Origin of the sequence: Gilliamella sp. W8128 (assembly GCF_016100545.1) — a bacterium.
Lineage (GTDB): Bacteria > Pseudomonadota > Gammaproteobacteria > Enterobacterales > Orbaceae > Gilliamella > Gilliamella apis.
The window spans coordinates 1-23390 of record NZ_JACFSE010000006.1 but is presented as its reverse complement, the minus strand read 5'-3'; the positions used below and the strand labels follow the sequence as shown (position 1 = coordinate 23390).

Sequence of the window (23390 nt, the reverse complement as noted above, 5' to 3'; positions counted from 1 at the left end):
TTACTTTTTTCTACTCTTTAACGGCTGTGCTAAATCATTATTCATTCTTCGCAATAATTGCTCAGTCGTTTCAAAGTTAATACAAGCATCAGTAACGGATACACCATATTTGAAATTTTCTTTTGGTTGTTCAGATGATTGATTACCTTCAAATAAATTACTCTCTATCATGACACCAATAATCGAGTTATTGCCTTGCTTAATTTGCTCAATAATCGAGTCTGCAACGATAGGTTGATTACGGTAATCTTTATTGGAATTAGCATGACTACAATCTATCATTAAGTTAGGGACTAATTTAGCCTTATCCATTTGCTGTTCACATAAAGCGACATTTTCAGCATCATAATTAGGTGCTTTTCCGCCTCTAAGGATCACATGACCATGTGGATTACCTAAAGTTTGTAATACTGTAACTTGTCCTTTTTGGTTAATTCCAACAAATCGATGTGCCATTGAAGCTGATTTCATTGCATTAATTGCTACGTCTAAACTACCATCTGTGCCATTTTTGAAACCAACAGGCATTGATAGTCCAGAAGCCATTTCTCGGTGGGTTTGTGATTCAGTTGTTCTCGCTCCAATAGCTGACCAGCTGATTAAATCACCAATGTATTGCGGAGTGTTTGGATCTAACGCCTCTGTCGCAATTGGTAATCCAATCTTAGTGATATCAAGTAACAACTTACGTGCTTTTTTTAAGCCATGTTCAATATCAAATGAGCTATCCATATGCGGGTCATTAATCATACCTTTCCAACCAACAGTGGTTCTTGGTTTTTCAAAATAAACTCGCATAACAATAAATAAGTTATCTTTCACTTCATCAGAAAGTTTTTTTAATTTATGTGCATATTCAATAGCTGCATCAGGATCATGAATAGAACAGGGACCACAAACTATAAGTAATCGGTGATCTCGACGTTCTAAAATATCAACAATGGTTTGTCGGGATGAAGCAATTTGATTTTCTAATTCAGATGATAATGGATAAAGGTTTTTTATTTCTTCGGGCGTGATTAACATATGCTCATCTCTGATTCGAACATTATTTAGTGTATCTTTTAACATTTGGTTTTCCTTGTTAAAATCATTCATATTTTTATATGTAAAATATTAATTACATAAACAAGCAATATGTAAACACAAAATTACGGAATAGTAAATCAAAAATTAACTTATTGTTAGATTAATTAATGTTTTGTAAGCTAATATTTACAGGTATTAATAATTTAACTTGAGTGGGTGTAAATAAATATGTACGGATGCGGTGAGAGAATTGCATGCATCCGTATATTGAATATAGCCGGTTATGTGAAAAAATGAGAATTTAAATAGATGATATTGCTTCTAATATCAATTGTTTATCAACAACATCAATGACTTCAACTGCACCTATTTTAGTTGGCAAGACCAATCTAATTTGTCCTGAAAGAACTTTTTTATCTCGTAGCATATGTGGAATATAAGATTCAATTGTCATTCGTTCCGGTCTTTTAACTGGTAGTTTAGCTTTAATTAATAGATTTTTTATTCGTTCAATATCTTTATCAGTCAATTTACCAAGCAATTTAGCTGTTTGTGCCGCCATTAACATACCAACACTAACTGCTTCACCATGTAACCAATTACCATAGCCGAGTTCCGCTTCAATAGCATGACCATAAGTATGACCAAGATTCAAAATAGCACGCATGTCTTGTTCTGTTTCATCGGCGGCAACGACTTGTGCTTTTAGTTTACAGCAGTGATAAATACAATAACTCAAGGCATCTACATCTAAATTAAGTAGATCATCGATATGCGTTTCTAACCAATTAAAAAACTCAGAATCCATAATGATGCCATATTTAATTACTTCGGCTAAACCGGCTGAAAGCTCTCGTGGTGGTAGAGTTTTAAGACAATTAATATCAATAACGACAGCTTGTGGCTGATAAAATGCACCAATCATATTTTTACCTAGAGGATGATTGATGGCTGTTTTTCCTCCAACGGATGAATCTACTTGTGATAATAACGTTGTTGGTACTTGTATAAATTTAATTCCTCGTTGATAAGCAGAAGCAGCAAAACCAGCAACATCACCAATAACACCGCCACCTAGCGCTATAAGGATGCTATTTCGAGTATGATTATTGGCAAGTAGAGCGGTTAGAATTTGATTCCATGTTTCCATGGTTTTATATTGTTCGCCATCAGGGACTATAACAAAATCTGTTTTTATCCCATGAGCCTCAAGCATATCTATCAAATGCTGTAAATAAAGCGGGGCAATCGTGTCATTCGTGGCAATAAGTACTCGCTGGCCGCTGTGTAGTTTGAAATGTTCGAATTGACTAAGTAAGTTTTCACCAATAGTAATAGGATAACTGCGATTTTCTAATGCTACATCTAGGATCTTTTGCATAATTATTTCCAAACAAGTTTATGCCAATTTAATATTGCATGTTAACGATAAAAAAGTGGCAGCGCAACTTAGAATCATTTAAACTTACTGCCAATTTTTATCTGTAATGTTGAATTTATATGTCCTTATCTTTCGTATTAGCACAAAAAAATTGGCGTGTAGGTGATATTGAAGGTAATACTCAGAAAATCATTGAATTGATGCAAAGCCATTCATCTCATGATCTTATTATTTTCTCTGAACTTGCAATTTGTGGTTACCCTCCAGAAGATTTAATTTATCGTGATGACTTTAAAAATCGTTGCCAACAAGCGTTATCGGCCATCAAACAAGCTAGTAAACAATGTGGAGTAATTGTTGGTCATCCTCATTGGCAAGATGGTTTGATATATAACTCATTGTCACTATTTCTCAATGGACAGCAATTAGCGTGTTATCACAAACAGCAATTACCTAATTATGATGTATTTGATGAAAAACGTTATTTTACTGCTGGTGAGCAAACTTGTGTGGTCGATTTTAAAGGTAAAAAAGTTGGCTTATTAATCTGTGAAGATCTTTGGCAATGTGAACCCATTGATCGTATTGCAGCAAACTGTGCCGATTTGGTTATTTCGATTAATGCTTCACCGTACGCCTATGAAAAACCGCAGTATCGCCAGGAACTTATTAAACAACATGCAGTAAGAACCACATTACCAATTGTGTATGTGAATCAAATTGGTGGCCAAGATGAGCTTGTTTTTGATGGTGGTTCGTTTGTCTGTAGCGAAAAGGGTGATATCGTCCAGCGATTAAATTCGTTTGAAGAGCAAATATCTATTTTTCAGCTCAATGATAATTATAAACCAATAACTAGCCTTAATGACGATCCATTAGCGGCTGTTTATGATGCGTTAGTACTTGCAACGCGTGATTATATTACTAAAAATGGTTTTCAAGGTGCGGTATTAGGGTTATCAGGTGGCATTGATTCAGCGTTAACTTTAGCTATTGCCGTTGATGCGTTAGGTAAAGATAAAGTACAGGCTGTTATGATGCCATTTCGTTATACGGCTGATATTAGTATCGCTGATGCAAAGGAAGAGGCGGAAATATTGGGGGTTGAGTTTGATATTATTTCAATTGAACCGATGTTTGATGCCTTCATGATCTCTTTAACACCGATGTTTTTAGGTACGGAAAAAGATACTACCGAAGAAAACTTACAAGCACGTTGTCGAGGTGTTATTTTAATGGCTTTGTCAAATAAACGTCGTAGGCTCGTATTAACAACAGGTAATAAAAGTGAAATGTCTGTCGGATATGCAACACTTTATGGTGATATGGCGGGTGGTTTTGATGTACTTAAAGATGTACCTAAAACTATGGTATTTGCATTGTCTAAATATCGAAATAGTCGCTCTTATGTTATTCCAGAACGCGTTATTACTCGTCCTCCATCGGCTGAACTTGCTCCAGATCAAAAAGATGAAGACAGCTTACCTCCTTATGATATTTTAGATGGAATATTAAAGGGTTATGTAGAACAGGATTTTTCGATTGAACAACTAGTTGCACAAGGTTATGATGAAGTAACAATAAGACGTGTTATTAAATTAGTTGATATTAACGAATATAAAAGGCGACAATCAGCAGTAGGTCCAAAAATTACTGCACGTAACTTTGGTAAAGGCAGACGCTATCCAATTACTTCTGCTTTTGGATTTAAGAATTGGTAATCTCGAATTAAGGGTAAATAGAGATATGAAAAAAATTGAAGCAATTATCAAACCTTTTAAATTAGATGATATTCGAGAAGCACTTGCTGATCAAGGTATTACAGGTATGACCGTGACTGAAGTGAAAGGTTTTGGTCGTCAAAAAGGACATACTGAACTTTATCGTGGTGCAGAATATATGGTCGATTTTTTACCAAAGGTAAAAATAGAACTTGTGGTACCCGATGATATTTTAGAAACCTGTATTGAAACTATTATGAAAACAGCGCAAACAGGTAAAATTGGTGACGGTAAAATATTCGTTTATAACGTTGAGCAGGTGATCCGTATTCGCACTGGCGAAATGGATGAGTCGGCTATTTAATTAGCATCATATCTGCATAAATATCAGGGCGTTCTTGCTTAATTAGATTATTAGTAATAACGCCTTGAATTGAACAAATCAGAAGGTGCATATTATCGCCTTTTTCAAGTAATAATAACTTTTCAGTTGTATTAGGTGCAGGAATTGTTTTTACACCAACAACAGAGCCGGTATTTTTATGCCAAACTTGAATATCGTCATTAATGCTTCGAATTTTTGGATTAGCAATATACAGCAGGTTATCTTCCATATTTTTCCATTCTAAAAAATCTAAGCTATCGCGGATCTGGTGGATATCATTTTCGATAATAAAACCCCAAAAATAATATTTACCCATTTTTTTTAAATCCATAGCACTATCATAGTAACCAATAAGCTTAAGATTTTTATATATGATTGGACTTTGAAAATAGACGAAGTTTTTTGTCGTATCACTACGGTTTTCAACAGGAATATAAGCTTGATTTTGATTAAAAATTTTGACGTTAGTGTGATCTTTTAGCTCATCTTTGTGTTCATATACATGTTTAAAAAAATCAGGATTACAAGATGTTAATGCATCAATCAAAGCTAATTTGTCGGCTGATGCGGTTGATGTAAAAAACATAAACAGTAATATAAAAACGTTTTTAAACATGTTGATTCATCTTGAAAAAAATATCTACCATTAAATTAACTACTATTGATTGTATAATTATTACAACATAATAACAATGTAAAAACAGCTTTTCTTTTTTAAAGAAATATTAAGAGATGCTGCAAATTTGAACGATTAAAAAAGCCATAATTTTTTAGAACAAAAAAATATAATTAATCAAGCATAAATATTATTAATGTTCATTTATGGAAGACAGATCCCATATTTATCAATTTATAATAAATAATTATTTAAATATCAAGGTAATTGCTATAGTTTAACATAAAAATAACTCACTAAAATTACTTAAACGAGTAAGTTAAAAAGGAACTTATTATGCGTAGAAAATTAGCGGAAAAAATAAAACAAGAGTTTTCTGGCTTTAAAGACGTTTCGATAAGATCGTTTTTTGGCGGATTTAGTCTTAATAGTGAGTCAACTATGTTCGGGTGGGTTGATCAAAAAAATGTTTATTTAAGAGCTCATCCTAATTATCGATCACTTTTTATTGAACTAGGAATGCAGCCTCTTAATTTGGTTTTTGAAGGTTCAAATAAATTACTTGATTATTATAAAGTCGGGGACAACCTACTGACAGACCGTAAGCAGTTACATGATATTGTAAAAATAGTCATTGAGCATGCTAAACAAGATCAAAGCGAAAAATTAGCAAAAACTCAAAATCGTTTAAAAGCGTTACCTAATATGACAATATCATTAGAAAAACTAATGATAAGTGTTGATATTACCGATATTCAGAGTTTTAAAAGAAAGGGTTACTTGGAAACTTATTACCGAATTAAACATAAGAATCCGAAATTATCACTTAATATTTTATTTGGATTATATGGCGCATTATCTGGCCAACATGTAGCATTATTATCTCAAGATTTGAAAAAAGAAATAGAGTTAGCTTATCAGGAGTTTTTGCAAACCAAGCAAAATGTCGATTAATTGTCGGTTTATCCTTTAAGTTAAATACCATCATTAAATTTATTGGTTTAATGATGGTATTAAATTAATTCGCTAGCTATTAGCTTATTATGACGGCTTTCTACGAGTTGTTCTTTTGAAAGGTCTTGGCGTAGGTAGATCGGTGAGTAATGCTTGAGGATCATATTGACTAACCGGAATAGCGTGATCAATTGCTTTTTCAATAGCTGGTAGGTTTTGAGAGTAACGTTCACAAGCTAATGAAATTGAATAACCTTCAGCTCCTGCACGGCCGGTTCGACCAATTCGATGTCGATAATCATCACAATCATCAGGTAAATCATAATTAAAAACGTGGGTTACATTTGGAATATGTAAACCTCGTGCAGCAACATCGGTTGCGACTAATATATCAAGATCACCTTGCGTAAATTTATCAAGAATAGATAAACGTTTTTTTTGTGCTATATCACCAGTCAATAAGCCGACACGATGACCATCAGCCACTAAATGGCGCCAAATTTTCTCACAAGCAACTTTAGTATTTGCAAATATAATACAGCGGTCAGGCCATTCTTCTTCAATTAAAGTTTGTAGTAAAGCTAATTTATCCTCATTTGATGGGAAAAATAGTTCTTCTTTAATCCTATGACCAATTTTTTGTTCTGGTTCAACTTCAATATATTGTGGTTCATTCATATATTCAAAAGCAAGTTCACGAACATTATGGGTTAAAGTTGCTGAAAATAACATAGTGAGGCGTTTTTCAGGTGATGTCATATGTTTAAATATCCAACGAATATCACGGATAAAACCTAAATCAAACATACGATCTGCTTCATCAAGAACGGCGACCTGAATTGCTTCTAAGTTAATATAATCTTGTTTTGCATAATCAATTAGTCGACCAGTGGTAGCAATTAATATATCAACACCAGAAGACAACATTTTTAATTGTTTATCATAACCATCACCACCATAAGCTAATCCTAATTTAATACCAGTTTCTTCTGAAAGAGGTAGCGCATCATGATAAATTTGTACTACTAATTCACGCGTTGGCGCAATAATGATAGCTCGTGGTTGATTCGGCTTATAATCGGGTAATGGATCATTATTCAATAAATGATTAAATGTTGAAGCCAAAAACGCAATCGTTTTACCCGTACCAGTTTGTCCTTGTCCTGCAATGTCAATTCCTTTTGAGGTTAATGGTAATGTTTGTTCTTGAATTGGGGTGCAATAAACGAAACCTTTTTTCTCCAATGCTTTTATAACTAATGGATGCAGGGGAAATTGATTGAAAGTTGTTTTTGTAAGATATGATTGAATCATTATTGTTTAAAATATAATTATCAGAATTTGGCAATTGTAACATACTAAATACAACAACTTCACTAATAATTATATCCTATTATAATAATTACTAGCAGTAGATATGAAAATATCCTAATATAATTTCAGATAAATTCCTTAGGAGATAATTAAATGAGTCATAGCATTGTTTCACTTTCTGAAGCTACATTTGATAAAACAATTAATGAATCAACAAAGCCTGTATTAGTTGATTTTTGGGCTGAATGGTGTGGACCTTGTAAAATGGTTGCCCCTATTTTAGAGGAAATCGCTCAAGAATATGGTGATAAAATTATTATTGCCAAATTAAACGTAGAACAAAATCCGAGTATAGCGCCAAAATTTGGTATTCGTGGTATTCCAACATTGTTAATTTTTAAAAATGGTCAATTAGTAGCTACTCAAGTAGGTGCCTTATCAAAAGCACAACTTAAAGCATTTATCGACCCACAACTTTAATTTGTTCAATGAATATTAGTAATAAGCGTTTATAAAGGCGCTTATTATTTTTATTTCTATAAAATATAATCAAAAATATAGACATCCCTATAATTTTAGTGTAAATTGCTTGAAATCTTACAGAAACCCCTTTCAGCAATCCATTGTTTTTCTTGATAAAGTGGTGTAAATTCAATATCCAATCGCGTAATTATCATCAAAAGCTAAGTAATAATTAATTTTACACATTGCTTGAAAGAGAAATTTTTATAAGTAAATGAAAGAAATATACAACAAAAGCAGTAATTGCAAACATATCAATTTTATCCTCAAGAATTTTTAAAACTATGAATTTAACTGAATTAAAAAACACTTCTGTCGCCGAGCTTGTAGCGCTTGGTGAGAAAAAAATGGGGCTTGAAAATCTTGCCCGTCTTAGAAAACAAGATATTATCTTTGCAATCTTAAAACAGCACGCTAAAAGTGGTGAAGATATTTTTGGCGACGGTGTTCTCGAGATTTTGCAAGATGGCTTTGGCTTTTTGCGTTCTGCTGATAGTTCTTATTTAGCAGGGCCTGATGATATATATGTTTCACCAAGTCAAATTAGGCGCTTTAATTTACGAACAGGTGATACTATAGCTGGTAAAATTAGACCGCCAAAAGAAGGTGAGCGTTATTTTGCTTTATTAAAAGTAAATGAAGTTAACCACGATAAACCCGAAGACGCTCGCAATAAGATCCTTTTTGAAAATTTAACTCCTCTACACCCAAACTCTCGCTTACGTATGGAACGAGGCAATGGCTCAACCGAAGATATTACCGCAAGAGTACTTGATTTAGCCTCTCCAATTGGTAAAGGTCAACGTGGTTTGATTGTTGCGCCACCTAAAGCGGGTAAAACCATGTTACTACAAAACATTGCTCAAAGTTTAGCGGTTAATCACCCTGAGTGTGAATTAGTTGTTTTAATGATCGATGAGCGACCAGAAGAAGTGACTGAAATGCAACGCCTAGTTAAAGGTGAAGTTGTTGCTTCTACGTTTGATGAACCAGCGGCAAGACATGTTCAAGTTGCCGAAATGGTAATTGAACGTGCAAAACGTTTGGTCGAGCACAAAAAAGATGTCATTATTTTATTAGACTCAATTACTCGTTTAGCGCGTGCATACAATACTGTTATCCCATCATCAGGCAAAGTATTAACAGGTGGTGTTGATGCTAATGCCTTACATCGCCCTAAGCGCTTTTTTGGTGCGGCTCGTAATGTGGAAGAAGGTGGTAGTTTAACAATTATAGCGACTGCTCTAATTGATACCGGTTCTAAAATGGATGAAGTTATTTACGAAGAGTTTAAAGGTACTGGTAATATGGAAGTACATTTATCGCGTAAAATTGCTGAACGTCGCGTATTTCCTGCTATTGACTTTAACCGTTCAGGTACTCGTAAAGAAGATTTAATGACTTCTCCTGACGAATTACAAAAAATGTGGATTTTACGTAAAATTCTCAATCCAATGGGCGAAATTGACGCAATGGAATTCTTAATCGACAAACTTGCCATGACTAAAACTAATGACGAGTTTTTTGAAATGATGAAACGCTCATAATTTGCTTTGTTTAAAGCAATTTAATTAAAGTTATGAAAAAAAGCCGTATTAAGTATTGATACGGCTTTTTTTATGGCAGAATGTAATCTAATTGCGACTAAATAATTGTGTTAGCGCAGTAATATCAAATCTTGTAAGGTTATAAAGATTAAATCAAGTAAAGTAGAGGAGCCAAATTATGTCTAAACAACAAATCGGTGTCATCGGAATGGCCGTTATGGGGCGAAACCTAGCACTGAATATTGAAAGTCGCGGATTTTCAGTATCAATTTACAATCGCTCTAGAGATAAAACAGAAGAGGTTATAGCTGAACATTCTGATAAACGATTGGTTCCTTATTATAGTATTGAAGATTTTGTTAATTCTTTGGAAAAACCTCGCCGTATCCTAATTATGGTGCAAGCAGGTAAAGGTACTGATGCTGTCATTGATGAACTCAGACCCTTGTTAGATAAAGGTGATATTATTATTGATGGTGGTAATGCTTATTTTGAGGATACAATTCGTCGTAATAAAATGTTATCCGATGAAGGCTTTAATTTTATTGGGACAGGTGTCTCTGGTGGAGAAGAAGGCGCATTAAAAGGGCCATCAATTATGCCTGGCGGTCAAAAAGAAGCTTATGAACTTGTTGCACCAATTTTAGAAAAAATTGCTGCAAAAGCAAATGGGGAACCTTGTGTAGCTTATATAGGTCCTGATGGAGCCGGACATTATGTTAAAATGGCTCACAACGGCATTGAATATGGTGATATGCAATTAATCGCTGAAAGCTATAGTGTCTTAAAACATGTAGGTGGATTAACTAATGATGAACTTTCTGACGTTTTTTCTGATTGGAATAAAGGTGAGTTAGATAGTTATTTAACCGAAATTACGGCAGATATTTTTAAACATAAAGATGAAAATGGCGATTATTTGGTTGATAAGATTCTGGATGCGGCAGGTAATAAAGGTACTGGCAAATGGACAAGCCAAAGCGCATTAGATTTAGGCGAACCATTATCTTTAATTACTGAATCGGTATTTGCACGTTATATTTCAGCGATTAAGGATCAACGTGTTGCTGCGTCAAAAGTACTAAAAGGGCCTAGTAAAGAGGCATTTACAGGAGATAAGCAAGTATTAATTGAAAAAGTTCGTAAAGCGCTTTATATGGGGAAAATTATCTCTTATGCACAAGGGTTTGCGCAATTAAAAGCTGCATCAGAACATTATAATTGGCAATTAAATTATGGTGAAATCGCTAAGATTTTTAGATCAGGTTGTATTATTCGGGCACAATTTTTACAAAAAATTACTGATGCTTATAATGAAAATAATAATATTGATAACTTACTTTTAGCGCCATATTTTTCTAAAACCGTTGAAGCTTATCAACAATCATTGCGTGATGTAATTTGTTTAGCTGTTTCGCATGGTATCGCTGTTCCTACACTGTCGGCTGCAATCGCATATTATGATAGTTATCGTTCAGCAGTATTACCGGCTAATTTGATTCAAGCTCAACGAGATTATTTTGGTGCGCACACTTATAAACGAATCGATAAAGAAGGTGTATTCCATACTGATTGGTTAAATATTGAATCTTAATTCTGATTAATATCTATACTTGTTCTTATATAAGAGTGCAAAATTAATTTGTACTCTTATAAAATTTATTTACCTTTTATATCCTATTTATTCAAATTTTTTTAATGCTATTCACCGGAAGACTTGTGATTATTGGGTTTTCTTTGTCAAGTAAATTATTTTTTTAAAAAGCTAGAAAAACACAATATATGGTGTATAATTCAAACATATTTACTATATATAGTATTTTCTAAAGCGATGTGAAAATCCGAGTTTATATCAAAAAGCCTCATATTTTAATAAAAAATCAATAGTTTTGAATAAGAACATTAACTATTAAGGTCGATAAAAACTCATGCTAAGCGCTAACTATTAATGAATATTGAGGAGTATATATGCCCGTAGTAATCAAACGTGACGGTTGTCAGACTGCATTTAATGAGACTCGTATTAAAGATGCTATTATAAGAGCAGCTGTTGCGGCTAATGTTAACGATCCAGATTATTGTGCAGCGGTGGCTCGCGTAGTGACTAATCAAATGATGGATCGTGAAAGTGTCGATATTAATGAAATTCAAAATGTTGTTGAAAATCAACTAATGTCAGGGCCTTATAAAAAATTAGCAAGAACCTATATTGAATATCGACATGATCGTGACCGTGCTCGTGAAGAGCGTAGCCGTTTAAATCAAGATATTCGTGGGCTAATAGAACAAAGTAATGTCGCTATTTTGAACGAAAATGCGAATAAAGATAGTAAAGTCATTCCTACTCAACGCGATTTATTAGCAGGTATTGTTGCTCGACATTATGCGAAACAATATTTATTACCAAAGGATATTTCGCGCGCGCATGATAGTGGTGAAATACATTATCATGACCTTGATTATGCGCCATTTTTCCCAATGTTTAACTGTATGTTAATTGATTTAGATGGCATGTTAACTAATGGCTTTAAAATGGGTAATGCTGAAATTGAACCGCCAAAATCTATCGCAACAGCAACAGCAGTAACAGCTCAAATTATTGCGCAAGTTGCTAGTCATATTTATGGTGGTACCACCATAAATCGTATTGATGAAATTTTAGCAAAATTTGTCACTATTAGTTATCAAAAACATAAGCAAGTTGCTGAGGAATGGAATATTCCAAATCCTGAGGCTTATGCGGAAAGTCGTACCCAAAAAGAGTGTTATGATGCATTTCAATCTTTAGAATATGAAGTAAATACTTTGCATACTGCTAATGGACAAACCCCATTTGTTACTTTTGGTTTTGGTTTAGGAACAAGTTGGGAATCGCGGTTAATTCAAGAATCAATTTTAAAAGTGAGAATAAAAGGGTTAGGTAAAAATCATAAAACGGCGGTATTCCCTAAATTAGTGTTTGCCATTAAAGATGGTATTAATCACAAACAAGGTGATGCTAATTATGATATTAAACAGTTAGCATTAGAGTGTGCAAGTAAACGTATGTATCCAGATATTTTAAATTACGATAAAGTCGTTGAAGTAACTGGATCATTTAAAACACCAATGGGATGCCGTAGCTTTTTAGGTGTTTATGAAGAAGACGGTCAACAAATTCATGATGGCCGGAATAATTTAGGTGTTATTAGTCTTAACTTACCTCGTATCGCCATTGAAGCTAAAGGTGATGAAGTTCGTTTCTGGGAAATTTTAGACAAACGTTTAGCTCTTTGTAAAAAGGCATTGATGACTCGTATTGCTCGTCTTGATGGTGTGAAAGCTCGTGTTGCTCCGATTTTATATATGGAAGGTGCTTGTGGTGTTCGCTTAAAAGAAGATGACAGTGTTTCTGAAATCTTCAAAAATGGCCGTGCATCAATCTCTTTAGGTTATATTGGTCTGCATGAAACTTTAAATGCACTTTATGGTAACCAAACTCATCCATTCGATAGTGAAACCTTACGTAATAAAGGTGTAGCAATCGTTGAACATTTAGCTAAAGCGGTTGAACAATGGAAAAAAGAGACTGGTTATGGATTTAGTTTATATAGTACACCGAGTGAAAACTTATGCGACCGATTCTGCCGTTTAGATACTTCTGAATTTGGTATTATTCCTGGAGTAACAGATAAAGGTTACTATACTAACAGTTTCCACCTTGATGTTGAGAAAAAAGTGAATCCATATGAAAAAATCGAATTTGAAAAACCTTATCCAGCAGTAGCAAGCGGTGGTTTTATTTGTTATGGCGAATACCCTAACATGATTAATAATGTTAAAGCATTAGAAGATGTGTGGGACTACAGCTATACGCGTGTACCTTATTATGGTACCAATACGCCAATTGACGAATGTTATGAATGTGGTTATACCGGTGAATTTTCATGTACTAGCAAAGGTTTTGTTTGTCCTAGCTGTGGTAATCATGATTCAGCTAAAGTTTCTGTGACTCGTCGTGTTTGTGGATATTTAGGTAGCCCTGATGCTCGTCCATTTAATGCGGGTAAACAAGAAGAAGTCAAACGCCGAGTTAAACATTTAGACAATGGGCAAATAGGCTAATAAATTATTTTATCATTATGAATTATCATCGTTATTATCCTGTTGATGTTGTTAATGGCGAAGGGACTCGTTGTGCACTTTTTGTTGCCGGCTGTGTACACCAATGTCCTGGCTGTTATAACAAAAGCACATGGGGAATAAACTCTGGTAAGCCATTTACACAATCACTTGAAGATCAAATTATTAAAGATTTACAAGATACTGAAATAAAACGCCAAGGATTATCACTTTCTGGTGGTGATCCTTTGCACCCACAAAATGTCCCTGCCATTTTAAAACTGGTAAAACGAGTAAAAAATGAGTGTGATAATAAAGATATTTGGTTGTGGACAGGCTATAAGCTTGATGAATTAACCGATGCTCAACAAGCTGTAGTTCCCTATATAGATGTTTTGATTGATGGCAAATTTGTGCAAGAACTGGCTGATCCCAAACTTTTATGGCGAGGCAGCAGTAATCAAATTATCCATCGATTTAAGTAAAATTATTGTGATTTATGCAAATTTAACAGATAAGAAATAGCTTCTCGATAATTGATTTCAAGGTTTTCACTACTTGATGATGTAATATGTAAGTCAGTAATCTTGCCATTATCAATCCCATAAACCCAACCATGTAAATTAACTTTTTTGCCTCTTTGCCATGCGGATTGAATAACGGTTGAATGTCCTAGATTATAAACTTGTTCAATAACATTAAGCTCACATAAAATATCTAAACGAATATCGGCGGGAAACTCGCCAATTAAAGAACTATAACGGAACCATAAGTCACGAATATGTAATAACCAATTGTTAATTAGACCTAGATCGGGATTTTCGACTGCAGCTTTAATTCCACCACAACCTAAGTGTCCACAAATGATAATATCTTCTATCTCAAGTACATCAACGGCATATTGCACGACAGATAAACAGTTAAGATCGGTATGGATAACCAAATTACCAACATTACGGTGAACAAATAATTCCCCGGGTTTTAATTTAATCAATTTTTCAGCTGGTACTCGACTATCAGAACAGCCAATCCATAAAAATTTTGGGTTCTGAGCAATGGCAAGCTGTTTAAAAAAATCAGGATCTTCTTGTTCTATTTTTTCTGACCATTCGTGATTAAAGCGAATAAGATCGCTAACATCAAACATAATGTCTATTCCTTGTTATATTTCATTGTTAGAAACATTTGCTAATTTTGTATTAACTAAATTGTTTTTATATGCTGAATTTTACTTTTCATTATTAACTTTCGCCATATTGGCGTAGTAAGAATTTTTGCTTTAATAATTTTGCTATATAGTTTAAAGCGTAAAGGCATTGTTTTTTGATAATAATGTTTATTAGGTTTTGCTACGCCACTATTTAATATTTTGCTAAGAATTTCTGCGCTATCAAGAGCATAACTGATACCCTCTAGTGAGCTAGCACTAATAAAGCCCGCAGCTTCACCAATTAAAAAGATATTTTCATTACCAGTATAAAAATCTCGGAATCGGTTTGGATAAACAACAAGACACTTTTCGGTTTTTAATGGTTCGCCAAAAATAAAACCTTGTTGAGCTAATTTTTCTTTTAATAACTCGAAATGTTGATTGGCTGTCTTTTTAGGGAAGGCGCCACCAAAAATGAAATGTTTATTTTTGGAGATGCTCCATGCATAACAATTTGTGGTTTTATTATCAAAAATACAAGAATAAAAAGGAATTTTATGGTTGTCTGTAAACCATTGTTGGATAGCAACATATTGTCTAATGGAATGATTAGGATAGCGCATACGTCTCACAACTGAATTTGCGCCATCAGCTCCAACTACGTATCTAGCGGTAATCTTATGTTCAATTTTACTTTCATCAATATAAGTGACTTGATATCCATCAATGACTCTTCTGATTTCTTTGCATAGCGTATTATGTAACACATTAACACTATTTGGTATAAGCGACTTTAACCATAGGTCGAATTTATGTCGATCAAAACTGACATAACTGCGTTGATAATTACGGATCAGTTTCGTTTGCAGATCGATGGTTTTTACGCTGAAAATTTGCGGATCAGTTAATATATCCAATGGTAAATTTAGCTTTTGTCTTACAAACGCTTTTTGTGCATCATTAGCCAATAAGCCACCACATGGTTTTTGAAAACCTTCATCACCAGCTTGATGTTTTTTATCTAATGCAATGATCTTAAAAGATGGGCTAAGTAACCGAGCGAGCGTGCTACCGGCAGGTCCAAGTCCAATGATGGCAATATCGTAATCCATATTCTTGTGTTGTCTATTTTATTTGGTTGAAAGTTGACCATTTTACCACATTCGATAAAAAGGCAGTTAATAGTAAAATCGAAGATTTATTCGATTTTACTAAAAAATTTTGAGGAAAGGGGTTTTTTAGTCGATTTTAATTAATTGTGATCAGTTAATTTGCTACCGTCTGTAAAAATTCCTTATTTAATTCATCAAATGGTAAAGTTCGACTAATCACAACTAAGCGAGATATTTTTTCGGAAGCTTGTTGCCATGGAGAACCGTAATCAAAACCGACAATTTTATGGACTCCTTGAACAATGAGCCTTTGGTTATTGTCTTTAATTGCAAGTATTCCTTTATAGCGGAGCATATCATTGCCATATTTTTCAACTAGATTTTCCATAAATGAGCCAATCTTTTTAAGATCAAGCTCTCCAGCTTCAAAAAGATAGGAACAGATATCATCATTCCAGGATGAGGTTTGATATGGAATTGTTTTAAAATTAGTTTCTAACTGTTTGGATGGATTAACAATAAAAAAACCTTTATTAAGAACTAATTCTTCATCTAAATCAAAAGCATGGATATCTAACCATTGTGATTTGGAAATTTTACCATTAATCGCTTGATAGATAGTTGCTTTACTATTAATTTTCTGAAGGCGATTTAGAATTTCAATTTGTTGTTGTTCGGTGATGCAGTCGGTTTTAGATAAAATAATACGATCGGCAAAACCAATTTGAGAAACAGCAACTCGATGTTCATTTAAATGTTGCAAAATATGTTGAGAATCAACAATCGTAATAATTGCATCAAGTCTAATGGTTTCTCTAATTAGCTCATCAATAAAAAAAGTTTGAATAATAGGTGCCGGGTCGGCAAGCCCAGTGGTTTCAATAATAAGTCTATCAAATTGCAATTTACCAGCTTGTCTTTCTGCGTGCAATTGATGGAGTGCTTTGGTCAATTCACCTTGCACAGTACAACAAATGCAACCATTGGTCATTTCAACAATTTGAATATCATGATTTGGTGTAAGTAAGTTGCTATCAAGATTTACTGGACCAAATTCATTTTCAATAATCATTATTTTTTCATTGTGATTATTTTCAAGCAGGTAATTGATGAGTGTTGTTTTTCCTGAGCCGAGAAAACCAGTTAATAAGGTAACTGGTAACAAGGAAGTGCTAATATCTTGTGTCATAAACTATTCCTTTCTATTTAACAACACTTAAAGCCACCTTTACCACTATAACGAGCATCTTGTCGTTCTTTAAAAAACTCTTCATAAGTCATAGGTGTTTGTTCTGGATGAGTTAGTTTCATATGTTGTACATACGTATCGTAATCGGGAATCCCAACCATTAGTTTGGCTGCTTGACCTAAATATTTTCCAGCTTTAGCGATTGAGTCAAACATATTTATCTCTTTTATTAAACAAAGCAGTTAAAATTATTTTATTTTTAAACAGTTGATATTTTCAAAGATATCAATCTCACTATAAATGTCGATGTGAAGTGAGTCAATCTCTGATTAATAATAATTTTAATCTAATTTATTAAATAAAATTTAGTAAAAATAAAAGAGGTATATTAAATAATTGAAATTGTGTTGGGTTGTTTTAGTGAAGATAAATTAGTCATTATATTTTGGTAAAATTCATTTATCTATTGATAAATAACTTCTATAATAACGGCCATTTAAAATGAATAAGAGTTAACAATGGAAAAGTTTCACGTTACTGGCCCTACTTCTTTAAATGGGGAAGTTGTCATTTCTGGCGCTAAAAATGCTGCGCTACCTATTTTATTTGCTGCAATTTTGGCTGAAAAACCAGTTGAGTTGCAAAATGTTCCCAAATTAAAAGATATCGATACAACACTTGAATTGCTTGCGCAATTAGGCGTGAAATACCAACGTAACGGTTCTATTCATCTTGATGCTGGCCAAATTGACAATTATTGTGCACCTTATGAACTCGTCAAAACCATGCGTGCATCAATTTGGGCTTTAGGTCCACTGGTTGCTCGATTTGGGCAAGGGCAAGTTTCATTACCGGGTGGATGTGCAATAGGTGCAAGACCTGTAGATTTGCATATTACTGGTTTACAACAGTTAGGTGCGACAATCACTTTAGATGAAGGATATGTTAAAGCAACAGTTAATGGTCGTTTAAAAGGTGCTCACATTGTTATGGATAAGGTGAGTGTTGGGGCGACAGTAACAATTATGTGTGCAGCAACCTTAGCTGAAGGTAAAACTATAATAGAAAATGCAGCTTGTGAGCCTGAAATTGTTGATACCGCAAAATTCTTAAATATGCTGGGCGCTAAAATTACCGGTGTTGGCACGATGCGTATTGAAATTGAAGGTGTTACTAGTCTGGGTGGTGGCGTACACGAGGTTGTTTCTGATCGTATTGAAACAGGAACTTTTTTGGTTGCAGCTGCTATTTCAAGAGGTAAAATAACTTGTCGTAAAACTGATCCAAATTTATTAGATGCTGTGCTATCAAAATTGAAGGAGGCTGGTGCTAATATTGAAACAGGTGCAGATTGGATCTGTTTAGATATGCAAGGCAAACGAGCAAAAGCTGTAAATATTCATACTGCACCACATCCGGGGTTCCCAACGGATATGCAAGCCCAGTTTTCATTATTAAATATGGTGGCAGAAGGAACTGGAATCATCAAAGAAACGATTTTTGAAAATCGCTTTATGCATGTGCCAGAACTTATTCGTATGGGGGCACATGGCGAAATCGAAGGTAATACATTAATTACTCATGGTGTCGAAAAACTTAGTGGTACTCAAGTTATGGCGACTGATTTACGAGCTTCAGCAAGTTTAGTTTTAGCCGGATGTATCGCTGAAGGTTCGACAGTTGTTGATCGTATTTACCATATTGATCGTGGTTATGATAATATTGAAGAGAAGCTTAGAAAATTGGGCGCTAATATCGAACGAGTAAAATAGTTTTAATTTTTGACGCTGTTTAAACACAGCTATTAGATAAAAAGGAGTGTAATATGACAAAGCAAGCATTAGTTTTTTTATCGAATGGCTGTGAGGAAACCGAAGCTGTTACAACTATTGATCTATTAACTCGAGCCGGAATAAATGTTACTTACGCTAGTATCACAGAAGATAGACTAGTTGAGTGTTCTCGTGGAGTAACAATCTTAGCCCAAAAAGTATTTTCAGAAGTTAGTAATGTTGATTTTGATGTGATTATTTTACCTGGTGGATTAAAAGGTGCGGAAAACTTTCGTGACTCCCCGCAATTAATTAAAAAATTAAAACAATCACATCAAGCCGGCAATTTGATTGCTGCCATTTGTGCATCTCCGGCAATGGTTCTGCAACATCATAATTTATTTCCAGATGCATATATGACCGGTTATCCCGAAACGAGAGATGCTTTTAAACATTGGAAATCGGATAGAGTTTATTTTGATGCACAAAATAGAGTCATTACCAGTCAAGGTCCTGGAACGTCTATTGATTTTGCATTGAAAATTATTGAAATTCTATTAGACAAAAAGGCTGCAGCTCAAGTTGCCGCTCAATTGGTTCTACCACAAGGGATAGCATCCTACCAATAAATAGGTAACAAATGTCAAAATCACATTTGTACGAAAAGTTAATTAAAAGGGCAACACTAAGTGCTGTTTTAATTTCTGTTTTCCTAATTATTATAAAATTACTTACGTGCTGGTTTACTGGCTCGATGAGTTTGTTTGCCTCTCTTTTAGATTCAAGTATTGATTTACTTGCATCTGGACTTAACTTTTTCTTAGTTCGTTATGCATTAAAACCGGCTGATGATGATCATACTTTTGGTCACGGAAAAGCCGAATCGTTGGCTGCATTAGCACAAAGCACCTTTATTATTGGTTCTGCAACTATTTTGTTAATTTCAAGTATTAAATCTATTATTCATCCTGTAGCAATAGCCTCACCTTTATTAGGTATTGCCGTATCTGTGATTTCAGTTATTGTAACTGGGGTATTAGTTCTATATCAAAAATATGTAATAAAACAGACTAAAAGTAAAGCAATTGAAGCTGATATGTTGCACTATTCTTCTGATATGTTTATGAATATTGCGGTTATAGTAGCTCTATTTTTAAGTTGGTACGGTATTACTTATGCTGATGCCTGTTTTGCTTTTTTTATTGCGTTATATATTTTTTATAATGCTTATAAAATAGCCTATAGTGCAATTCAAGACTTGTTAGATAAAGCTTTATCAGAAAGTGATAACCAAAAAATTTGTGAAATTGTTTCTTCATACTCAAATGTACATGGTTTTCATGATTTGAAAACTCGACAAGCTGGTCCGTTAAAATTTATACAGTTACATCTTGAATTAGACGATGATATGCCTTTAATCAAAGCGCATGCAGTCGCCGATGCGATTGAGAAACATATTGCTCAAGAATTTGCGCCTGCAACTGTGATTATTCATCAAGATCCTGTTTCTGTTGTTCCCTTAGAAATGAATAAGTAGAGAAACTAATCAAAATAGCTTCTAAACTTTTATTGTTAGTTAATTATTATGACCTTATAATAACCGAAGGTTTATATATTGGAGTTATTTTGTATGATAAAAAAAATAGGTATTTTAACCAGTGGTGGTGATGCGCCAGGGATGAATGCAGCTATTCGAGGTGTTGTGAGAACCGCCTTAACTGAAGGATTAGATGTTTTTGGCATTTATGATGGTTATTTAGGTCTGTGTGAAGATCGAATCGTTCAGTTAGATCGTTCTAGCGTTTCAGATATTATTACTCGTGGCGGTACATTCTTAGGATCAGCTAGATTTCCTGAATTTAAAGACCAAGAAGTTAGAAAAAAAGCGATCGCTAATTTAAAGAAACATCAAATCGATGCATTAGTTGTAATTGGCGGTGATGGTTCTTATATGGGGGCGATGCGTTTAACTGAAGAAGGTTTTCCATGTATTGGTTTACCTGGCACCATTGATAACGATATTCGTGGAACTGACTATACTATTGGTTATTTTACTGCTTTAGGCACCGCTGTAGAATCTATCGATAGATTAAGAGATACCTGTTCTTCGCATCATCGAATCTCTGTGATTGAAATCATGGGCCGTGATTGCGGTGATTTGACAATAAATGCAGCAGTTGCTGGTGGGTGTGAGTTTATGATTATCCCTGAAGTTTCTTATACTAAAGAAGACTTAATTGAAGAGATAAAATTAGGCTTTGCTAAAGGTAAAAAACATGCGATAGTTACTGTGACTGAAAATATGTGTGATGTTAACCAATTAGCGGCAGATATCGAAGCGGCTGTTCATCATGAAACTCGAGCAACAGTTTTAGGACATGTACAACGTGGTGGCTCTCCAGTGCCTTATGACCGAATTTTAGGTTCACGCATGGGGGCTTATGCTGTTGAATTACTTATCAAAGGTCATGCAGGCCGTAGTGTCGGTATTCAAAATGGTAAGCTAGTCCATCATGATATTATTGATGCGATTAATAATATGAAAAGACCATTTGACATGGATCTTTATAACACTGCAAAACGTTTATTCTAAAAATTGCTCCATTGATAATCGAACAATAAGATGTGAATAATTGATAAGGCTAAGCTTTTAAATAAATATATCAATTATTCACATTACTGATTTTATAAAGATTGTTTACTCAATAAATATTCAAAGTATTCTTCTGGTCATATTTAATCAATTTCGATACAAATTTGAGGTTTTTATGACACTACAATATAAGCAAGATAATGACCGTTTTTATGTTTGTAATGATAATAATCAAGAAATAGCAGAAATGACATTTACTCGAATTGGGTATGATAAGGCAACGATTAATCATACATTTACTGATCCTGCTTATCGAGGTCACGGTATTGCAGATAAGTTGCTTGAACTTGTTGTGAAAACATTACAGCAAGAAAAGCGTGAAATTATACCTTTATGTTCGTTTGCTAAAAATAAATTGAATAACTAAATAAAGTCCATTTTATATATAGACCTCTTGTAATTTTCTCCAGCTTTTGTCAAGAAATATTTTATTGTTTTTCTATAATAATCCTAGTTTTTCTTAGCAGATTTTGTGCTAATGTATGCTAAATTTTCTTTGTTATATTTTGCTTATTAAAATGACAACAGTCAAACCCCAAAAAATCCATTCTATTCATGTATTGCGTGGCGTAGCTATCATCATGATCGTCTTTAGTCATTGCTTAGGCGTATTTAAAAATAGCAATTTAATTGCTAATAGTTATTTATTTTCTTTTTTGAATTTATTTGCTTTTAACTTCACCACCTTTTTTGTACTAATTGCGGGTTTTTTATTTCAACATCTGACCTACAAATATAAAGTAAGAGAATATTATTTATCTAAATTCAAAACGGTAGTATGTCCATATATATCGGTATCGATCTTCTGTTTTCTCTATTTTCACTATCAGTCTTTATCCAGTTTACCTTTTTTTTCATTTACTGAACCGAGTGCGGTTGGTTCTATTGTTAGAATGATGTTGACAGGAACACAATTGTTACCACTGTGGTTTATGCCGATGATTATCATGATTTTTGCAATCAGTCCTTTATTATATTCGTGGTCTCAAAAAAGTCTGATTATTATTGGTTTGATTTCAATGTTCTGGATAGTTATGTTTACTAAACCTGATTATACAAAACCGTTATTAAATTTGTTGCATTATGGACCGGTTTATTTAACCGGTATGATGATAAAACAGAATTATGAAAAAATTATGCAACTAGTTAAAGATAATCTATTATTAGTGATTTTCTTTTTTGGTTTATGTTTTTGTATCCCATTTGCTTATCGTTATGTTGACCATCTAGGTGTTGAAAAACTTTATTATGATACATTACAAAAAATTATTTTGTTTATTTTAGCGCTTTACTTTTTAGATGGTTTAAATCGTAAGAATGAACATGGAAGAACATATAAGTTTTTTTCATATATGGCTAATATCAGTTTTCCTATTTACTTTATTCATGAAATTATCGTGTTACTTTTGGAACAACAAGTGGGTAATTCACCAATAGCGGACGTGATTAAAACTGATAACGGACAATTAGCTTCACTTGGTGCAATTAGCTTTTTAATATCTGCATTAACGATAAGTATCATTATTGCAAATCTAATAAAGTTAATATTTAAAGATAAAGCAAAATATTTAATTGGTGGCAATCGTTAAAATAAAATTGCTACTAAAAGAGAAAAAAGATAGATATTTTTATTTTTTGGATGTTGAATAGTGTCATTTACAGCAAATCTTTGTTTTTTATTTTGTTTATAATTCTTGGTAGATATATATTATGAATATACCAATATGAGCATTGAACAAATAAAAAACAAACAGAATCCTAATTGTAATTTTTCACTTGCCAAAAAAAATGAAGTGCCTATAATGCGCATCCACTGACACGGCGTCAGCGACAAGCAGACAAAGGTCGTGTTAGTGAGCAAGGTCAAAAATTTTAAAAAAAGATCTTGACGAATAAAAAGGTGTAGCGTAGTATACGCAGCCCTTGAGACAGCAAACTGAAACA

The 23390-nt window shown here is 33.7% G+C and carries 22 protein-coding genes; 14 read left to right on the top strand and 8 right to left on the bottom strand.

What is annotated here, in order from left to right:
- Positions 1 to 1071, bottom strand: coding sequence for a 3-deoxy-7-phosphoheptulonate synthase (locus H3U97_RS07095; RefSeq protein ID WP_065577826.1), 1071 nt, complete (start codon positions 1069 to 1071; stop codon positions 1 to 3).
- 259 nt (positions 1072 to 1330) lie between these two features.
- Positions 1331 to 2410 carry a 3-dehydroquinate synthase gene (gene aroB / locus H3U97_RS07090; RefSeq protein WP_065577825.1) on the bottom strand — a complete coding sequence of 360 codons (1080 nt, stop codon included), beginning with the start codon at positions 2408 to 2410 and terminating at the stop codon, positions 1331 to 1333.
- A gap of 113 nt (positions 2411 to 2523) precedes the next feature.
- On the opposite strand from aroB, the gene H3U97_RS07085 reads away from it, so the two are divergent.
- A complete protein-coding gene (locus tag H3U97_RS07085) occupies positions 2524 to 4131 on the top strand; it encodes an NAD+ synthase (RefSeq protein WP_370545680.1) in 1608 nt (535 codons plus the stop codon).
- A gap of 25 nt (positions 4132 to 4156) precedes the next feature.
- Complete coding sequence (glnB, locus tag H3U97_RS07080) at positions 4157 to 4495, top strand: nitrogen regulatory protein P-II (protein WP_065577823.1); 339 nt, start codon at positions 4157 to 4159, stop codon at positions 4493 to 4495.
- On the opposite strand, the gene H3U97_RS07075 is transcribed toward glnB, so the two are convergent.
- Positions 4488 to 5132, bottom strand: a complete 645-nt coding sequence (locus H3U97_RS07075) for a hypothetical protein (protein ID WP_034903558.1) — start codon at positions 5130 to 5132, stop codon at positions 4488 to 4490. The genes glnB and H3U97_RS07075 overlap by 8 nt on opposite strands.
- A gap of 336 nt (positions 5133 to 5468) precedes the next feature.
- Here H3U97_RS07075 and H3U97_RS07070 point away from each other — a divergent pair, with 336 nt between their 5' ends.
- Positions 5469 to 6086 (top strand): TfoX/Sxy family DNA transformation protein, encoded by a 618-nt coding sequence (locus H3U97_RS07070; RefSeq protein WP_065651301.1) that lies wholly within the window; start codon positions 5469 to 5471, stop codon positions 6084 to 6086.
- Positions 6087 to 6173: 87 nt separating this feature from the next.
- On the opposite strand, the gene rhlB is transcribed toward H3U97_RS07070, so the two are convergent.
- A complete protein-coding gene (gene rhlB / locus H3U97_RS07065) occupies positions 6174 to 7400 on the bottom strand; it encodes an ATP-dependent RNA helicase RhlB (protein ID WP_198198605.1) in 1227 nt (408 codons plus the stop codon).
- Between the two features lie 153 nt (positions 7401 to 7553).
- On the opposite strand from rhlB, the gene trxA reads away from it, so the two are divergent.
- From trxA to nrdG, 5 genes are all read left to right on the top strand, one after another.
- A complete protein-coding gene (trxA, locus tag H3U97_RS07060; RefSeq protein WP_086356641.1) occupies positions 7554 to 7880 on the top strand; it encodes a thioredoxin TrxA in 327 nt (108 codons plus the stop codon).
- A gap of 326 nt (positions 7881 to 8206) precedes the next feature.
- Positions 8207 to 9469 carry a transcription termination factor Rho gene (rho, locus tag H3U97_RS07055; RefSeq protein WP_065577819.1) on the top strand — a complete coding sequence of 421 codons (1263 nt, stop codon included), beginning with the start codon at positions 8207 to 8209 and terminating at the stop codon, positions 9467 to 9469.
- Between the two features lie 178 nt (positions 9470 to 9647).
- A complete protein-coding gene (gene gndA, locus H3U97_RS07050) occupies positions 9648 to 11063 on the top strand; it encodes an NADP-dependent phosphogluconate dehydrogenase (RefSeq protein ID WP_198198604.1) in 1416 nt (471 codons plus the stop codon).
- A 374-nt stretch (positions 11064 to 11437) separates the two neighbouring features.
- Positions 11438 to 13573 carry an anaerobic ribonucleoside-triphosphate reductase gene (gene nrdD / locus H3U97_RS07045; protein WP_198192344.1) on the top strand — a complete coding sequence of 712 codons (2136 nt, stop codon included), beginning with the start codon at positions 11438 to 11440 and terminating at the stop codon, positions 13571 to 13573.
- 17 nt (positions 13574 to 13590) lie between these two features.
- Complete coding sequence (nrdG, locus tag H3U97_RS07040) at positions 13591 to 14055, top strand: anaerobic ribonucleoside-triphosphate reductase-activating protein (RefSeq protein WP_065577816.1); 465 nt, start codon at positions 13591 to 13593, stop codon at positions 14053 to 14055.
- 2 nt (positions 14056 to 14057) lie between these two features.
- Here the strand turns inward: nrdG and can are convergent, their stop codons facing one another.
- The 4 genes from can to H3U97_RS07020 all read right to left on the bottom strand — a co-directional run bounded on the left by can (position 14058) and on the right by H3U97_RS07020 (position 17236).
- A complete protein-coding gene (can, locus tag H3U97_RS07035) occupies positions 14058 to 14717 on the bottom strand; it encodes a carbonate dehydratase (protein ID WP_065577815.1) in 660 nt (219 codons plus the stop codon).
- Between the two features lie 56 nt (positions 14718 to 14773).
- Positions 14774 to 15832: an FAD-binding protein gene (locus tag H3U97_RS07030; RefSeq protein ID WP_198198603.1), complete on the bottom strand. Its 1059-nt coding sequence runs from the start codon at positions 15830 to 15832 to the stop codon at positions 14774 to 14776.
- 154 nt (positions 15833 to 15986) lie between these two features.
- Positions 15987 to 17021: a GTP-binding protein gene (locus H3U97_RS07025; protein ID WP_198198602.1), complete on the bottom strand. Its 1035-nt coding sequence runs from the start codon at positions 17019 to 17021 to the stop codon at positions 15987 to 15989.
- 17 nt (positions 17022 to 17038) lie between these two features.
- Positions 17039 to 17236, bottom strand: coding sequence for a YbdD/YjiX family protein (locus H3U97_RS07020; RefSeq protein WP_034883017.1), 198 nt, complete (start codon positions 17234 to 17236; stop codon positions 17039 to 17041).
- A 303-nt stretch (positions 17237 to 17539) separates the two neighbouring features.
- Here H3U97_RS07020 and murA point away from each other — a divergent pair, with 303 nt between their 5' ends.
- From murA to H3U97_RS06990, 6 genes are all read left to right on the top strand, one after another.
- Complete coding sequence (gene murA / locus H3U97_RS07015; RefSeq protein WP_086321235.1) at positions 17540 to 18793, top strand: UDP-N-acetylglucosamine 1-carboxyvinyltransferase; 1254 nt, start codon at positions 17540 to 17542, stop codon at positions 18791 to 18793.
- A gap of 53 nt (positions 18794 to 18846) precedes the next feature.
- On the top strand, positions 18847 to 19422 hold the full coding sequence (locus H3U97_RS07010) for a DJ-1 family glyoxalase III (RefSeq protein ID WP_198198601.1): 576 nt from the start codon (positions 18847 to 18849) through the stop codon (positions 19420 to 19422).
- A gap of 11 nt (positions 19423 to 19433) precedes the next feature.
- Positions 19434 to 20330: a cation diffusion facilitator family transporter gene (locus H3U97_RS07005; RefSeq protein WP_198198600.1), complete on the top strand. Its 897-nt coding sequence runs from the start codon at positions 19434 to 19436 to the stop codon at positions 20328 to 20330.
- 93 nt (positions 20331 to 20423) lie between these two features.
- Positions 20424 to 21386: a 6-phosphofructokinase gene (pfkA, locus tag H3U97_RS07000; RefSeq protein WP_065577808.1), complete on the top strand. Its 963-nt coding sequence runs from the start codon at positions 20424 to 20426 to the stop codon at positions 21384 to 21386.
- Positions 21387 to 21561: 175 nt separating this feature from the next.
- Positions 21562 to 21813 carry a GNAT family N-acetyltransferase gene (locus H3U97_RS06995; protein ID WP_198192348.1) on the top strand — a complete coding sequence of 84 codons (252 nt, stop codon included), beginning with the start codon at positions 21562 to 21564 and terminating at the stop codon, positions 21811 to 21813.
- Between the two features lie 151 nt (positions 21814 to 21964).
- The gene (locus H3U97_RS06990; RefSeq protein ID WP_198198599.1) at positions 21965 to 23035 is read left to right on the top strand and encodes an acyltransferase; all 1071 of its coding nucleotides are present in this window, start codon (positions 21965 to 21967) and stop codon (positions 23033 to 23035) included.
- Positions 23036 to 23390: the final 355 nt, after the last annotated feature.

Bases quoted from the DNA above. Each gene is read 5' to 3' on its own strand.
- H3U97_RS07095 (WP_065577826.1), bottom strand. From the start codon at position 1,071: ATGTTAAAAGATACACTAAATAATGTTCGAATCAGAGATGAGCATATG.
- aroB (WP_065577825.1), bottom strand. From the start codon at position 2,410: ATGCAAAAGATCCTAGATGTAGCATTAGAAAATCGCAGTTATCCTATT.
- glnB (WP_065577823.1), top strand. From the start codon at position 4,157: ATGAAAAAAATTGAAGCAATTATCAAACCTTTTAAATTAGATGATATT.
- H3U97_RS07075 (WP_034903558.1), bottom strand. From the start codon at position 5,132: ATGTTTAAAAACGTTTTTATATTACTGTTTATGTTTTTTACATCAACC.
- H3U97_RS07070 (WP_065651301.1), top strand. From the start codon at position 5,469: ATGCGTAGAAAATTAGCGGAAAAAATAAAACAAGAGTTTTCTGGCTTT.
- rhlB (WP_198198605.1), bottom strand. From the start codon at position 7,400: ATGATTCAATCATATCTTACAAAAACAACTTTCAATCAATTTCCCCTG.
- trxA (WP_086356641.1), top strand. From the start codon at position 7,554: ATGAGTCATAGCATTGTTTCACTTTCTGAAGCTACATTTGATAAAACA.
- rho (WP_065577819.1), top strand. From the start codon at position 8,207: ATGAATTTAACTGAATTAAAAAACACTTCTGTCGCCGAGCTTGTAGCG.
- gndA (WP_198198604.1), top strand. From the start codon at position 9,648: ATGTCTAAACAACAAATCGGTGTCATCGGAATGGCCGTTATGGGGCGA.
- nrdD (WP_198192344.1), top strand. From the start codon at position 11,438: ATGCCCGTAGTAATCAAACGTGACGGTTGTCAGACTGCATTTAATGAG.
- nrdG (WP_065577816.1), top strand. From the start codon at position 13,591: ATGAATTATCATCGTTATTATCCTGTTGATGTTGTTAATGGCGAAGGG.
- can (WP_065577815.1), bottom strand. From the start codon at position 14,717: ATGTTTGATGTTAGCGATCTTATTCGCTTTAATCACGAATGGTCAGAA.
- H3U97_RS07030 (WP_198198603.1), bottom strand. From the start codon at position 15,832: ATGGATTACGATATTGCCATCATTGGACTTGGACCTGCCGGTAGCACG.
- H3U97_RS07025 (WP_198198602.1), bottom strand. From the start codon at position 17,021: ATGACACAAGATATTAGCACTTCCTTGTTACCAGTTACCTTATTAACT.
- H3U97_RS07020 (WP_034883017.1), bottom strand. From the start codon at position 17,236: ATGTTTGACTCAATCGCTAAAGCTGGAAAATATTTAGGTCAAGCAGCC.
- murA (WP_086321235.1), top strand. From the start codon at position 17,540: ATGGAAAAGTTTCACGTTACTGGCCCTACTTCTTTAAATGGGGAAGTT.
- H3U97_RS07010 (WP_198198601.1), top strand. From the start codon at position 18,847: ATGACAAAGCAAGCATTAGTTTTTTTATCGAATGGCTGTGAGGAAACC.
- H3U97_RS07005 (WP_198198600.1), top strand. From the start codon at position 19,434: ATGTCAAAATCACATTTGTACGAAAAGTTAATTAAAAGGGCAACACTA.
- pfkA (WP_065577808.1), top strand. From the start codon at position 20,424: ATGATAAAAAAAATAGGTATTTTAACCAGTGGTGGTGATGCGCCAGGG.
- H3U97_RS06995 (WP_198192348.1), top strand. From the start codon at position 21,562: ATGACACTACAATATAAGCAAGATAATGACCGTTTTTATGTTTGTAAT.
- H3U97_RS06990 (WP_198198599.1), top strand. From the start codon at position 21,965: ATGACAACAGTCAAACCCCAAAAAATCCATTCTATTCATGTATTGCGT.